12 protein-coding genes are annotated in these 13,691 nt (G+C 72.7%); 7 read left to right on the top strand and 5 right to left on the bottom strand.

The features are described from left to right. Positions 1-295 precede the first annotated feature (295 nt). The gene (locus tag MXD60_RS16695) at positions 296-943 is read left to right on the top strand and encodes a hypothetical protein (protein ID WP_248820186.1); all 648 of its coding nucleotides are present in this window, start codon (positions 296-298) and stop codon (positions 941-943) included. Positions 944-993: 50 nt separating this feature from the next. Here MXD60_RS16695 and MXD60_RS16690 read toward each other — a convergent pair whose 3' ends face one another. Together MXD60_RS16690 and MXD60_RS16685 are read right to left on the bottom strand one after the other, a co-directional pair. Then, positions 994-1,836, bottom strand: a complete 843-nt coding sequence (locus tag MXD60_RS16690; RefSeq protein WP_248820184.1) for an anti-sigma factor family protein — start codon at positions 1,834-1,836, stop codon at positions 994-996. After that, positions 1,833-2,381, bottom strand: a complete 549-nt coding sequence (locus MXD60_RS16685) for a sigma-70 family RNA polymerase sigma factor (protein WP_248820182.1) — start codon at positions 2,379-2,381, stop codon at positions 1,833-1,835. The genes MXD60_RS16690 and MXD60_RS16685 overlap by 4 nt, the downstream gene beginning before the upstream one ends. A 189-nt stretch (positions 2,382-2,570) precedes the next feature. On the opposite strand from MXD60_RS16685, the gene MXD60_RS16680 reads away from it, so the two are divergent. Continuing rightward, positions 2,571-3,077, top strand: coding sequence for a hypothetical protein (locus tag MXD60_RS16680; protein ID WP_248820180.1), 507 nt, complete (start codon positions 2,571-2,573; stop codon positions 3,075-3,077). Between the two features lie 46 nt (positions 3,078-3,123). Here MXD60_RS16680 and MXD60_RS16675 read toward each other — a convergent pair whose 3' ends face one another. Then, complete coding sequence (locus tag MXD60_RS16675; RefSeq protein ID WP_248820179.1) at positions 3,124-3,993, bottom strand: class I SAM-dependent methyltransferase; 870 nt, start codon at positions 3,991-3,993, stop codon at positions 3,124-3,126. A gap of 363 nt (positions 3,994-4,356) precedes the next feature. Here MXD60_RS16675 and MXD60_RS16670 point away from each other — a divergent pair, with 363 nt between their 5' ends. Continuing rightward, a complete protein-coding gene (locus MXD60_RS16670) occupies positions 4,357-5,139 on the top strand; it encodes an enoyl-CoA hydratase/isomerase family protein (protein WP_248820178.1) in 783 nt (260 codons plus the stop codon). A gap of 606 nt (positions 5,140-5,745) precedes the next feature. Beyond that, positions 5,746-7,005: an ABC transporter substrate-binding protein gene (locus MXD60_RS16665; protein ID WP_248820177.1), complete on the top strand. Its 1,260-nt coding sequence runs from the start codon at positions 5,746-5,748 to the stop codon at positions 7,003-7,005. A gap of 104 nt (positions 7,006-7,109) precedes the next feature. On the opposite strand, the gene MXD60_RS16660 is transcribed toward MXD60_RS16665, so the two are convergent. Further along, positions 7,110-7,463 (bottom strand): hypothetical protein, encoded by a 354-nt coding sequence (locus MXD60_RS16660; protein WP_248820176.1) that lies wholly within the window; start codon positions 7,461-7,463, stop codon positions 7,110-7,112. Positions 7,464-7,836: 373 nt separating this feature from the next. On the opposite strand from MXD60_RS16660, the gene MXD60_RS16655 reads away from it, so the two are divergent. Beyond that, positions 7,837-8,859, top strand: coding sequence for a biosynthetic peptidoglycan transglycosylase (locus MXD60_RS16655; protein ID WP_248820175.1), 1,023 nt, complete (start codon positions 7,837-7,839; stop codon positions 8,857-8,859). A gap of 120 nt (positions 8,860-8,979) precedes the next feature. Here the strand turns inward: MXD60_RS16655 and MXD60_RS16650 are convergent, their stop codons facing one another. After that, a complete protein-coding gene (locus MXD60_RS16650) occupies positions 8,980-10,041 on the bottom strand; it encodes a phosphotransferase enzyme family protein (protein ID WP_248820174.1) in 1,062 nt (353 codons plus the stop codon). Between the two features lie 252 nt (positions 10,042-10,293). Between MXD60_RS16650 and MXD60_RS16645 the strand changes: the two genes are divergently transcribed. Both MXD60_RS16645 and MXD60_RS16640 read left to right on the top strand, forming a co-directional pair. Beyond that, entirely contained in the window at positions 10,294-10,767 is a 474-nt protein-coding gene (locus tag MXD60_RS16645; RefSeq protein ID WP_248820173.1) for a toll/interleukin-1 receptor domain-containing protein, read from the top strand. Between the two features lie 14 nt (positions 10,768-10,781). Further along, a partial coding sequence (locus MXD60_RS16640) for a pentapeptide repeat-containing protein (RefSeq protein ID WP_248820172.1) occupies positions 10,782-13,691 on the top strand: 2,910 nt, incomplete at its 3' end.

Genomic DNA, 13,691 nt, shown 5'->3' with positions numbered 1-13,691 from the left:
CGTGCGCCCCCCCGGGTGCGACCGGCAACACGTCCGACGCCGGCCCGTCCCCGGGGCCGGTCAAAACACGTGATGCGCGCCTGACGTAAGCGGCGGAAGCCCCACCCATACGACGATCGCTAGAATAACAGTCGGCTGACCGGGCATCCGGAGTCGGGGGGAAGTCATGGATATCGTATTGCCGACTGTGGCACCACCTAGAAAAAGTATTCTGATAGCACCATGCTTGTTGGCGTGCCTTGGCTGGCTGGTGTTGTTCCCGGCCTCGCCGGCACGAGCGGCCGGCGGCAGCGGCGTGGACCTTCAGGTGACCGTCGCGGGGCAGTCCCTCGGCAGCCGTGGCCTCACCCTCGACGCCGGCTCGGTCGTCCGGGTCGTGGTCGGCATGCGCAACCTGACCCGATCGGACCTGCCCGTCGACTCGGTGCGCCTGAGCGGCACCGTGCTGGGCCTGACGTTCTTCGACTACGACACCCGGGTGCGGACCATCGTGCCGGCTCGCGGCTCGGCGAACTGGACGGTCGACGTCGACATCCGCGACCTCGACGGCCGGGCCACCGGGCTGCTGCCCATCGAGGTCGCGATCCGCGACACCGACCTGCACACCGTCGCCAGCGCGGACGGGACGGCGAACGTGCGCGGCTCGCTGTTCTCCATCTACGGCCTGTTCGGACTGGGCCTGCTGATCCTGATGGGTCTGTTGTGGGCGGTGGCGCTGCTGCCGCTGGGCCGGCATGCCGCACCGGCGACCTGGTGGCAGCGTGGGTTGCGGTTCGTGCCCGCCGGCTGCGCGGTGGGCCTGTTCGGCGTGTTCGCGCTGTCCGCGACCCGGCTGGTGCCGCCCACGACCGTGACCGAGGTGACGCTCACCCTCGTCGCCGCCGCCGCGTGCTTCGCCGCCGGAGCCCTGCTGCCCGGGATGAGCGCCGCCCGCCGGGTCTGATCCGGCCGGGCGCGGGGGGCGCCGCCGGCGGCGGGCGGCTGCGGGCCGCATCAGGTCGGATGGCCCGGCAGGGCGACGAGCTGGCGGCCGTCATCGGTCAGGACGAGCAGCCGGGACAGGTCCGACGGCGCGATGCCCGCGGTCCCGCGCACCTCGACGCCCTGGTAGCCGTGGTGATAGTTCGCCTCCCAGCTCGCGGCGGTCTCCCGACGGCCGTCCACCGACTGGGCGACGAGCGCGCAGTGGCTGCCGGGCGGCACGTTCGCCAACCGCAGGGTGAACGCCGTGCCGGCGGGGTCGGCGGTCATCCACACCCAGGCCTCGACCCGGCTGGTCGCGTCGGTCGCCGTGACCATCCGGCCGGGCGGTGTCGGCTCGACACCCCCGCCGCCGGGACCGACCGCCGCGGTGAGGCCGACGGCCGCCGCGGCCACCCCGGCGGCGAGCGCGACCGCCCCGAGCGCCGTGCGGCGGCGGCTGGCCCGGCGCGACCGCCGCATCGCGACGAGCGCCCGCTCGGCCCCGCCGCCCGCCGCGACCGCGGGACGGCGATGCGCCCCGGTGCGCTCGGAACGCCCGGCCGGCCCAGCGCCGTCGGACCGACCGGCGCCGTCGGGACCGGCGCTGTCGAGGCCAGTGCCGTCGAGGCCAGTGCCGTCGAGGCCAGTGCCGTCGAGGCCAGTGCCGTCGAGGCCAGTGCCGTCGAAGTCCGTGACGTCACTCAGCCGCAGGCGACTGAGCAGGCCGGGCAGGCCGGCAAGGCTGGCCAGCTCCGCTCGGCAGACCGCGCAGCCGGCGAGATGGATCTCCAGCTCCGAGCGCTCCGCGGGATCCAGCGCCCCCAGGACATAGGCACCCAGCGCGATCTTCGGGGCGGCGCAGTCACCTGTCATGTCGCCCACCCCCGTTCCTCCAGCGCCAGCCGCAACGCCCGTAGTCCGTAGTACACCCGGGACTTCACGGTTCCGGGCGGTATTCCCAGCCTCGCTGCGGCCTCGGCCACGGACCGGCCCAGGTAGTGGGTCTCGACGAGGGCGGCGCGGTGCTCCGGGCTCAGCGCGCGGAACGCCTCCGCGACCTGCCAGCTCTCCATCGCGCGATCCAACTCGTTCGCCGCGGGGAGCTGCTCCAGGGGTTCCGCGCCGACCTCCGCCGGCCGCGCCTGCCGGGCCCGGTGCTCATCCACCACGATCCGGCTCGCCACCGTGAACAGCCAGGGCCGCAGCGGCCGCCCGTCGGCACCGAGACGACCGGCGTGCCGCCAGGCCCGCAGCAGCGTCTCCTGCAACACGTCCTCAGCCTGGGCCCGGTCGCCGGTCATCCGGGTGACGAACGCGAGCAGCGCCTCGCCGTGTTCCTCGTAGACGGCGCGCACGAACTCTGCGGCGGGGTCACCGACCCCGATCTCACCGCCCCACCGCGCCTGCACGCCCACCATCACGGCCCATCCGGGCGCCCGGTTCAACCCACCGGCACAGTCCAGGGCGGAAGCCACCCGTATGGGGGTGCCTGTCAGCCGCCGAGACGGGTCGCAGGCACTGCCGTGGGGCGCGGACGCAGCCGGCCAGCCCTGACGCAGGTCGGCGCGCCGACCGCGGTTGGTAATCCGAGAGTGACAGCCCGGCGCATGTCGCGACCATCGATTCAACGCAAAGTCATTATTAAACTCCTTAAAGTACTTGCCCGATGCCGGTACGCCACGGGCTTCAACCACGCCACGCTGTGGGCTCGCGGCCGAGTGATCGACCTCGGCACACCGCCCGGATCGACGGGCTCCTGCTCCGTCTCCTACTCCGTCGCGATCAACAGCGCCGGGCAGGTGCTGGTGTCGTCCGACGAGGACGACTCCGCGTTTCTCCGGCAGGCCGGCCGGCGCATCCGGATCGGGAAGCCCGGCGTCGCCACGAAGGTGTGCGGCCTCACCGACCAGGGCGTGGTCGCCGGTGTGACGCAAGCCGACGGCCACGCCCACGCCTTCCGCTGGCGGGCCGGCCGTCTGACCCTGCTGGAAAAGGTCAGGGGTAACACGAACCAGGCCGATGGCATCACCCCCGCCGGGGTCGTCGTCGGCGCGAGCCCCGCCAGCGGGACGGAGATACCGCAGCCGACGTACCGGCCGGTGTCCCCGGCCTGAATCCGCCGCGACGGAACCCCCAAACGGTGCGGGACCGGCGTAGCGCTCAGGCCGCCGGCTCGGCCAGCACGAGGAGGTATTCGAACTCGTAGCGACCAGGCCCCCCGAGCGAACCGAGGTATTCCCCGGTGGCGAACCGGAGCAGGTCGTTGTCGAGGGCGGCGAGGCGCTTCGGGTCCGCGCCGATCCGCTCGTAGGTCTCGACGACGGGCGCGAACGACGCCCGGTAGAGCGCGCACCACTGCGCGGGTGACCCGTCGAAGTCGACGCGGGCGGTACGCCGATGGGTCGTCAACCGGGAGGCACGGTCCCCGAACAGGGTCCGGACATGCGCCGGGTCCCCCCACGCGGTCGGCGCCGCCTGGCCTTCCCGGGGGATCGGCGCGTGCCGCTCCAACAGGGCGAACAGCCGACCCATCGCGCCGTCGGCGGTCCAGTTGGCCAGCGCGACCGTCCCGCCCGGGCGGCACACCCGCAGCAGCTCACGGGCGGCGACCGCCTGGTCCGCGGCGAACATCACGCCGATGCAGGACAGTACGACGTCGAACTCGCCGTCAACAAACGGGAGCTGCTGGGCGTCGGCCTGCCGCCAGTCCAGCGTGACGCCGCGGCCGGCGGCGGCCTCATGGCCGCGCTCGATGAGCGCGGGGGTCAGCTCGGCCGCAGTCACCTCGGCACCGAGTTCCGCGGCGGCGATCGCCGCGTTGCCGCTGCCGGCGGCCACGTCGAGCACCCGGTGGGCGGGCGTGACACCGGCCGCCCGGACGAGATCCCCGCCGAGGCCGACCAGCAGCCGGGCGATCACCGAGTAGTCGCCGCGGGCCCAGACCTGGCCGGCGGACACGCCCGGCGGCGTGGCCGGGACCAGTCCGGACCGTTCCACTCCCGCCGGCCCCCCGAGCCCCTCACCAATCATGATCACTCCTTCGACACGGGTTCACGGATAATTTCGGTTCTGTTGGCGAACCAGACAAAGCCCGAGCCGGAGGACCCGACTGGGAACGCATTAACGGCCTAATGACCGACGTCCGCGACAGCGCCTGACTCGAACAACAGGCCGAGCGCGCGAATATCACCCACCCAGCCCCGTCGATTCTTGCCGCCCGGCTCTCCCGCGCGCCACCGATTCATGCCATTGGACCCGTAAATCCAGCCGCCGGACAGGAATCCGACGGATGCGGTATAAGCACCAGGCTAAACACCGCGTCACCCACCCGCCGCCAACCGGCAGGCGCCGCGGGCCACCAGCCCTGACGACCCCGAAGCACCGGAGGAACTCATGACCGCAGCCACCGAGATCGCTGTCGAGACCTGGTCCGACCACGTCGCCGTCGTCGAGATCCGCCGGCCACCGCACAACTACTTCGACGCGCCGCTGATCGAGGCACTCGCCGACACCTACGACGAACTCGCCGCCGGTACCGACGTCCGCGTGATCGTCCTCGCCTCCCAGGGCCGACACTTCTGCGCGGGCGCGGACCTGGTGGGCACGAGCGCCGCCGAGCCGGTCTTCACCGGACGCGGCCCGCTGGCCCTGTACGCGGCCGCGAGCCGGCTGTTCACCGCCCCGCTCCCGGTCGTCGCGGCCGTGCAGGGCGTCGCGATCGGCGGCGGGCTGGGGCTCGCCCTGTCCGCGGACTTCCGGATCGCCACGCCTGAAAGCCGGTTCGTGGCGAACTTCACCCGGATCGGTCTGCACCACGGTTTCGGCCTGACTGTGACCCTGCCCACGGTCGTCGGCCGACAGAAGGCGCTGGACATGCTGTACACCGGCCGGCGGGTGACGGGCGAGGAGGCGTTCGGGATCGGGCTGGCCGACCGGCTCACCCCGGTGGACGGGCTGCGGGCGGCGGCCGTGGAGTTCGCCGCCGGGATCGCCGCGGCGGCGCCCCTGGCGGTGCGCAGCGTCCGGGCGACGATGTGGGCGGATCTCGTCCCCGCGATCCAGGCCGCGACCGAGCGGGAGGCCGCCGAGCAGGCGGTCCTGCACGCCACGGCCGACTTCGCCGAGGGCATCCGGGCCAACGCCGAGCGTCGCGAACCCCGCTTCACCGGCCGCTGACTCCGGCCGCGCCTGCCGACGGGCGGCGGACGCCCCCGCCGCCGACCGGGCGATCCGCACCATCGGTAGGGTCGATTTGCGGGCGATCTTATTTTCACGGTATTTGTGGGGTTTTGATGTCGTCCGTACCCCGAACCGCGGAAGGCAGCGCCGACAGGCGGTCCGGCCGGGCGCGCCGCCCACCCGCACCCGCCGGTGAACCCGACCCGCGACCACAGCCGCATGCCTGGCCGGCATAACGCGTTACCCCGTCCCAGGTAACCGGCAATCTCGCCGTGGTCCAGAGACCACCCTCGGTCAGCCCGCGGAGCCCGTTCACCAAGCGGCCCGTAACAATGGGAATTTCACAAAGATCACCATCCGCAATATGCACCGCCGGACCCCTCGGCCGTTCCCGGATATGCGTAGCCCAAAGGTTTGTATATCCGGGTATACCCGATCCGCGACGACCACCTTTCCGTTACCTTGTGCTGCCTCTCACCCGGTCTCCGAATCCGCCGGCGCGCCCGCCCGGGCGCCACCGTCAAGCCGGATTCCGGGCCCGCAGAGGCCCGTCCACCACTTTGGTGGACGGCCCACGCCCGGCCCGCACGGAAACGGTGAGGAATGAGAAGAAGCCTGCGTCTGGTCATCGCGGCGGGTGCCGCGGCCGCCTGCGCGGTCACCGGCCTCGCGGCGTGCGGCGGGACGGACGTCCTGGACCAGGCCAGGAACGGCGGCCTGGAACCATGCCCGAACACCGCGGGAGTCGACCGTTCCAGCATCAACCTCGGAATGCTGTATTCCGGTTCCCCCGACGACGGTGATACCAGCGCGCGCTTTCGCGCGGGCGTCGACGCCCGCCTCGGCGAGGCGAACGCGAAGGGCGGCATCAACGGCCGCCACCTCGGCTACCAGGTCGCCGACGACGAAGGGTCCCCGTCGCTGAACGCCGTGGGCGGACGCGTCCTCGCCCGCGACGACGACACGTTGGCCATTCTGCAGTTCAGCGGGGCCTCCGCCGGATCCGCGAAGGTGCTCTCGGACGACGGCGTGCCCGTCGTCGACGGGCAGATCACCGACCCGGGGGTGGGTGCGCGCGCCAACGTCTTCAGCTACGCCCGGCCGTTGGTCTCCCAGCCCGCGCCGAGCGGCTGGGGGGACTTCCTCAACGAGCAGGGAGCCCGGCGCGTAGCCACGGTCGCGCTGCAGCTCTCCCCCGGCACCCAGGCGATGGCGCAGGCCGCCGAGCAGAGCGTGCGCGCGGCCGGCCTGCGCGTGTCGGCCAGTCTGCAGGTCCCGGCCGGCCCGCTCGACCGCCAGGGATTCGCCGACCAGATCCTGGCCGCGGACGCCGACAGCCTGATCGCCTTCGTCCCGGCGCCGACGTTCTACCAACTCGTCCGGGGCGTGCGCGAAGCCGGCCTCGGTCTCGCCGCGATCGTCGGCGGTCCGACGAGCTACGACCGCTCGCAGCTGGCGACGCTCGGCGACAAGGCGGCCGGGGTGTACTCGTTCCTCGACTACACGCCGTTCGAGATCAACGCGTCGGCGCACAAGCGGTTCCTCGCCGCGCTGGCGGCCCACGCACCGCAGGCCGCCGCACTGCCCGACGGGCCCGCCCTGGTCGGCTGGATCAGCGCCGACCTGCTGCTGCGTGGCATCACCGCCGCCGGGGTCTGCCCGACCCGCGCCGGAGTGCTCGCCGGCCTGCGCCGCCAGACGCGCTATGACGCCGACGGCCTGCTGCCGGCGCCGATCAACCTCAGCCGCGGGGTCACCGCCGTGACGCCCTGCTACGACTACGTGCGCGTGAACCCGAAGGGCTCCGCCTTCGCCCCGGTCAGCGGCAAGCCGAAGTGCGGACGCGTCCTGCCCTCGCAATAGGCGCCCGGACCGTGGTCCGGGCGCCTACCGCTCAGCTCACCGCACCGTTCGGTTCAGTGCATCGTTCGGTTCAGTCCATCGTTCGGTTCAGTCCATCGTTCGGTTCAGTGCCGCATCTGCCAGTCCGAATGCCACGGCCCCCACCAGCAGGTGCCCTCGTGCCAGGTCCTGGGATGCCAGATCTTCGGGAAGTAGTGGCCGTGCCAGCTGAATCCGGGAATCCAGTAACCGGGCTCCCAGTAGCCGGGTCGGCAGATCCGGTGCTTGTCCCCGTGATGGTCGTACGGCTTCGTCTCCGGCGGCTTGACCGCGGCCGCCGCCGGCGGCGGTGAGGCGACGGCCGGCATGGGCGACGCCGGTGTCGGTGTCGCCGCGCCGGCCGGTGCGGCGATCAGAAACGCAGTGGAAGCGAGAACGATGGTCAGCACAAGATTCCGGAAAGCCTTGAGTACTGTCATGGCCATCCTTTCGAGAGTCGCGCTGCCGTGACTTCCCGACGCGTTTCCTCGCCGTCGGAACCGCCGCACGGCACGCCCCGACCAGATACCCCCGCCACCCTGCGTACAATCTCCGGCAGGAGGGTCCGGCTGAAATCAATTCGACGGAGAATGCGGGACTAGTTGGGAAAACATCCGCACAATTCTCGAAACGCGCCCAGTCAGACCCTTGGCACAGGACGGACAGCCCGGCGGACAGGCCGCTTCCCAGGCGCGCGATGGCGGCCGCATGGCGAATGTGGTCCGCTCACAGCCTGCTCACATCCCGGATGGGGACACTCGATCCGGCAGCAGTCACCGCACCGGTCACGCGGACCGCGGAAGGAGAGCCCGCATGCATGACACCCTGCCCAGGGGTCTGCGGCTCGGCCCGAGCGGTCGCCCCCTCCGATCCCGACGCGGAGCCCGCGCGGAGGCCAGCGTCGAGCCGCGCACGCCGGTGGATCCCGGGAGCCGCGACGAACCGGGCTGGTGGGGCCCACCGACCGGGGACACCGAACCGACCTTCCGGCCCGGCCGCCCTGAGCCGACCCGCCGTCGCTGGGACGACGCCGCAGGGGGCGACGAGCCGCCGGGACCACGAGGTCAGCAGGGTCCACCAGGTCAGCACGGGGGCGACGTCGAGTACGGTCCGCGGCGGTCCGCCCGCGGGCGGCGATGGGTCCGCGTCCTGCGGCGCGTCCTGGCGGTTCTGCTGGCCGCTGTGGTGGCACTCGCCGCCGGTTTCGGCGTGCTGCTCGTCGCGACCCCGTCCACGTCGGACGCGCACGCCCAGGTCACGGCCCAAGCCGCAGAACATCACGCGACGGCACTGTCCGGCGCGCTGCCCACCCGGGTGGTCGAGGCGCTGGTCGCCACGGAGGACAGCCGTTTCTACTCCCACCACGGCATCGACCCGGTCGGCGCCGTGCGCGGCGTCGTCGGCCCGCTGCTCGGCGACGAGGACCAGGGCGGGGCGACCCTCGACCAGCAGCTCGTGAAGATCCTCTACACCGGCGGCCGCCGCACCCTCACCGACCGCGTCGAACAGACGGCACTCGCGGTGAAGCTCGACGCCCGCTACTCGAAGACCGACATCCTCCGGATGTACCTGGACACCGTCTACTTCGGCCACGGCTACTACGGCATCACCTCGGCCGCCGCCGGCTACTTCGGCCGCACCCCGACGACGCTGACCTGGACCCAGGCGACCCTGCTCGCCGGCCTCGTCCAGGCACCGAGCGCCTACGACCCGTACAACCACCTCGACGCCGCCCGCCAACGCCAGACCCATGTTCTCGACCGCCTGGTCGCCACGGGCCACCTCACCCGCGCCCAGGCCACCCGGATCGCCGCAGACCCCCTCAACCTGCGCTGAGCGCCGTCATCCCCGGGGCGCGGATGACTCGGCCAGCGTCCGGCCGCCGTCGATGACCAGCGCCTGGCCGCTGATGTAGGCCCGTCAACGACGGGCCTTTTCGACCTCGGCGGCCGCGCGTCAGACGTCGCCGAGCAGCCGTCCGGCCAGGTAGGCGTCGGCGAGCGCGCAGCTTTGCCGGGCGAAGTCGGCGACGCTCGCCACCGCGTCGGAATGCGGGTGGGTGCCGAGCCAGGCCACCAGCAGCAGCCGGCGCGCCAGGACGAACGTGGGAATCATCGCGACGTCGGCCGCCGTCAGCGGCAATCGACGCTGGTAGGCCGCGAGCCAGGCCGCGACGAGATCACCGACACCCTCGACATGCTCGAGGAACGACAACGACGCCGCCAGATCCCACAGATACCACCCGAACCCGCAGTCATCGAAGTCAATGACACACACCTCGTCGCGGATCGTGTCCCCGGCCGGCGCGGGGATCAGCAGGTTCGCGAGCCGCATGTCGGCGTGGACGAGGCCGAACCGCTCCGGCCCGGTCCCGAACCCGGCCATCCGCCCGGATATCACCTCGACCACCCGCCCCACCAGCGCCACCGCCGCCCGCACCTCGGCGCCGGACATCGGCTCGGCGGCGAGCGCCCCGGTGAGCCCTTCGGTCCAGCTCCCCCAGCGCCCGGCGGCGCCGAGCATGGTGTCCCAGGTCCAGGCGAAGCGGGTGAATCCCGGCGGGCGCGACCAGTGCCGGGCGTGCCGATGCAACCGCGCGGTGATCTCGCCGAGCTGGCCGAACGCACCCGGCAGCGCGTCGGGCGCCAGCGCCTGCGGCGAGTCACCCTCGATCCACTCGAACAGCACCGCGTGCCGCGCCACCAGCCCGGCGTGGACGGTCGCCACCGCCCCACCGGTGCGGGTCGGGACGACCGCCGGCGTGCGCACGACCGTGTCGGCGCGCAGCGCCTCCACCCAGGCGAGTTCCGCCCGGATCTCCTCGACGCCGTGATAGCCCGGCCGGTGCAGCCGCAACGCCCACCGCCGCCCGCCGGCGGCGTCCGTGACCTGGTACGTCACGTTCTCGGACACATGCAGCAGCGTGGCCTGCGGCTCGGCGCCGAGATCGTAGGCGGCCAGCACCGCACCGACCGTGCCATCGAGGCCGGCCAGCCCGTCCACCGACGTAACGCCCACCCGCGACCTCCTCCGCTCTCCCGCACCCGCACTCCCGCACCCGCACTCCCGCACTCGCCGCCGATGCCCCCACTCCGGCTCCGGCTCCGGCTCCGGCTCCGGCTCCGGCTCCGAGAATCTACGGCTCATCACGGCCTGGGCGCGGGTCTCCGCCCGCCGATCACGGCGTCCCTTTGCGACGGAACGTCATGGTAAGGTCATCGGCAGTTGATCCGGAAGCCGATCCGGAAAATCGTGAAGAGGCGGGATTCGATGACCCAAGTGGTCCAGGCGTCGATCTTCGTGAGCTGGTGTCACCGGGACGTCACCTACAAGGACAAACTGCTCGACCGGCTGCATCTCGGCACCCTCGCGGACGTCGAGATCACCTCCTGGCAGGACTCCGACCTGCGCATCGGCGAGAACTGGGAGGGCCGCATCCTCGACCAGCTCGCCGCCTGCGACTACGGGCTGCTGCTCCTGAGTCCGGCTTTCTTCGCCAGCTCGTACATCCTCACCAAGGAGCTGCCACGGCTGCTCGGGCCGGACGCCGACAAGGTGCTGCCCGTGATGCTCAGGCGGGTCGAGCTGGACGGCTCCCGCCGGCTCTACGGCGTGGACGCCCGGCAGATCTACACCGGCGCGGGCGGCCGCAGCTTCACCGAGACCCGCGGCGCGAGCCGAGAACGCTTCGCGCTGGGCCTGGCCTCGGAGATCCGCCGCCGCATCCTCGCCGACGCCGCCTGAGCGCCGCGCCCCCGATGCCCCGCCTCCCCCGCCGCACCGTCCTGCGTCGCCTCACCCAGCTCGGCGATCACCTGACCGGCCTGCAGTCGACCCGGCTGGGCCAGCTCGCCGACCTGATCGACGAGGACGACCGCATCCCGCTGCCCCGCGCGCTGGCGGTGGCCACCCCTGGCGGCGACGACGCGAAGGCGCAGGACTCGTTCCGCAAGTTCCGTTCGGACCTGACCCGCCTCGCCCGGCAGGCGAAGGTTGATCTGCGGCTGGTCACCGACAGTCGCAAGGCGCCGCCGACCGGCCGATTCTGCTGGTTCGAGGGCGCCGACGGCACCAGCGAGGAACTGGCCGAGCTGTCCCGGCGCCAGGCCGATCGCGTCATCGGCCAGTCCGTGCCGGCGTCGGTGACGGAGGTGCTGACCCCTGTCGTCCACATCGAGATCGCCGGGCGACCATCGGAGGCGCCGCACCGGCGAGAGCAGGTCTTCGTCGACCTGATGATCGATCAGGTCGCGGCGGTGCCCGGCTATCGCATCACCTCCGCCCTCGACCTCCCGCTCGGCGCGGACGTCGCGACTGAGCGCCGCCGCCTGCGGGCGTCGGCCGACGTCGTCATCGATCTCGACAGTGCCCGCGCCCGCGCGCGCGGACAGCAGCCACCGGGTCGAACCACGCGCCGACCCCTCACCGTCGCTCTGGAGGGGGTGCCCAGCGGCGCCCGGCCCGCGAGCGGCGCGGTCCAGTTCGCGGAACGCCCGTTCAGCCAGTGCGCGGGCCGCGACGCGCAGCTGCGCTTCGTACGCGACGTTCTCCGGCTCGTCCAGGACCGGCTGTTGGAGCGACCGGCCTCGTGGCCCGGCTCCGTAGAGGGCGGGCCGCCGGCGCGGCGGTCGGAGTCGGCCGAGCGCGGCCCGGCCACGGCGTCCCGACCGGAGCAGGACGACACCGCGCGCTGGCAGCAGGGGGAGGCGATGGCGCACCGGCTGGCGGGTGGCAAGGCGCCCGACTACGAGCCGGTCGCGACGAAGCTCGGTGAGACCGCGCTCGGCGGGGGTGCCTCGGACGCCGCGGTGCCGCGCCCGCTCGGCGAGCCGACACCCGCCATCGAACGCCTGCTGACCTGGGCGACGGACGACGCCGCGGACGCGCGGCGCCTGTGCGCGCTGCTCGGTGACGTCGGCATGGGCAAGACCACGACCATCCAGATGTTCACCCGGGAGCTGCTCGCCCGCCGCGAGCGGGACGCGTCGCTGCCGCTGCCCATCCTGTTCGACCTGCGCGACCTGACCGCCGCGTGGGCCCGCTCCGCCCTCGGCCTGAAGGAGATCGTCGCAGCCCTGCTGCGGGCCGGCGACCACGGCGGCCCCGACAGCGCCGAACGGCTGCTGGACCTCGTCGCCGAGGGCAACTGCATCCTGATCTTCGACGGGCTCGACGAGGTGCTCGTCCACCTCGACCCGCACGCCGGCCAGGTGTTCACCCGCATGCTGTGGCGGGCGACCGAGGATGTCCGCCGCACCCGCGACGCCGAGCGCCAGGCGGCGCGGCCGAGCCGGCTGCTGCTGTCGTGTCGCACCCACTACTTCCGCTCGATCCGCGACGAAGCCGGGCACCTCACCGGCCAGCACCGCGACGGCCCCCGCGGCGCCGAGTACCTGGCGCTGCTCATGTTGCCGTTCGACGAGGAGCAGGTCCGCGCCTACCTGACGGCGAACGTCCCCGGCCGCGACGCCGACCGCCTGCTGGCGCTGATCGCCAGCGTCCACGACCTGGGAGAGCTGTCCCAGCGGCCGCTGACACTGCGGATGGTCGCCGACCAGCTCGACACGGTGGAACGGGCGAAGGCCGCCGGGCGGACCGTGCGGGCCGTAGACCTGTACGCGTCGTTCGTCGGGCAGTGGTTGGAACGCGACGAAGGCAAGCACTCGCTGCTCCCCGAGCACAAGGAGCTGCTGATGGAGGACCTAGCCGCCCGGCTGTGGCGGGCGGGCCGGGCCTCCTGGTCGGCCGACGAGATCGAACGATGGATGCTGGCGTTCCTCGCCGAGCGCCCCGACCTGGAACTGCACTATCCCGCCCGCGCACCGGCCCGCTGGAAGGACGACCTGCGCACGGCGACCTTCCTGGTCCGCCGGGACGACGACACGTTCGGTTTCGCGCACACGTCCCTGCGCGAGTTCTGGCTCGCCCGCTATCTGGCCCGCGCGCTGGAGCTGCCCGAGTCCTCGGCCCGCAACGCCTGGCAGCTCGGCGTGCCGAGCCGGGAGACCCTCGACTTCCTCGGCCAGCTCCTGGCCGGTCTGGACGACCGCCGTCAGTCACGGTGCGTCGCGACCCTGCGATCGCTGGCGACGGACCCGCCCGGCGGCCAAGCCGACCCCGCCGCCGTGCTGGCGTTCGCCTACGGCCTCGCCGCCACGCGGGGCGGCCATCCGCATCACGCGCTGCGCGGGTCCGTGCTGGCAGGAGCCGACCTGGCGGGCTGGCGGATTGAGGGTGGCGGCCGGGTCGATCTCCGCGGCGCCGTCCTCGCGGGCACTCGGCTCGTCGGCGCCCGACTACTAGACGCCGACCTGACGGGCGCCGACCTGACCGACACCGATCTGACCCGGGCCGAGTTCATGGACAGCGACCTGCGCGACGCGCGCCTACGCCGCGCCAGCCTCCCGGGCACGATCTTTCGCCGCTGCGACCTGCGGGGCGCCCACTTCGACGGCTCCCACGCTTACCGCACCCAGGCCCTGCACTGCCGCGAGGACGCATCCCCCCGCCCAGGCTGGCTCCTGGCGCCCGCCCCACGCACCCCCACCACGCACGCCCGCCTGTCAACTTTCACCGGCCACACCGGCTGGGTGACCGGCGGCGCGTGGAGCCCCGACAACACCCACATCCTCACCACCAGCGGCGACGGCACCGCGCGGATCTGGAAC

Source organism: Frankia sp. AgB32, from assembly GCF_023243045.1.
Taxonomy (GTDB): Bacteria; Actinomycetota; Actinomycetes; order Frankiales; family Frankiaceae; genus Frankia.
Note: the sequence above shows the minus strand (reverse complement) of the source record. Positions and strands in the feature narration are given on the sequence as shown.

Bases quoted from the DNA above. Each gene is read 5' to 3' on its own strand.
- MXD60_RS16655 (WP_248820175.1), top strand. From the start codon at position 7,837: ATGCATGACACCCTGCCCAGGGGTCTGCGGCTCGGCCCGAGCGGTCGC.
- MXD60_RS16665 (WP_248820177.1), top strand. From the start codon at position 5,746: ATGAGAAGAAGCCTGCGTCTGGTCATCGCGGCGGGTGCCGCGGCCGCC.
- MXD60_RS16645 (WP_248820173.1), top strand. From the start codon at position 10,294: ATGACCCAAGTGGTCCAGGCGTCGATCTTCGTGAGCTGGTGTCACCGG.
- MXD60_RS16680 (WP_248820180.1), top strand. From the start codon at position 2,571: ATGTCGCGACCATCGATTCAACGCAAAGTCATTATTAAACTCCTTAAA.
- MXD60_RS16670 (WP_248820178.1), top strand. From the start codon at position 4,357: ATGACCGCAGCCACCGAGATCGCTGTCGAGACCTGGTCCGACCACGTC.
- MXD60_RS16675 (WP_248820179.1), bottom strand. From the start codon at position 3,993: ATGATTGGTGAGGGGCTCGGGGGGCCGGCGGGAGTGGAACGGTCCGGA.
- MXD60_RS16660 (WP_248820176.1), bottom strand. From the start codon at position 7,463: ATGACAGTACTCAAGGCTTTCCGGAATCTTGTGCTGACCATCGTTCTC.
- MXD60_RS16690 (WP_248820184.1), bottom strand. From the start codon at position 1,836: ATGACAGGTGACTGCGCCGCCCCGAAGATCGCGCTGGGTGCCTATGTC.
- MXD60_RS16685 (WP_248820182.1), bottom strand. From the start codon at position 2,381: ATGGTGGGCGTGCAGGCGCGGTGGGGCGGTGAGATCGGGGTCGGTGAC.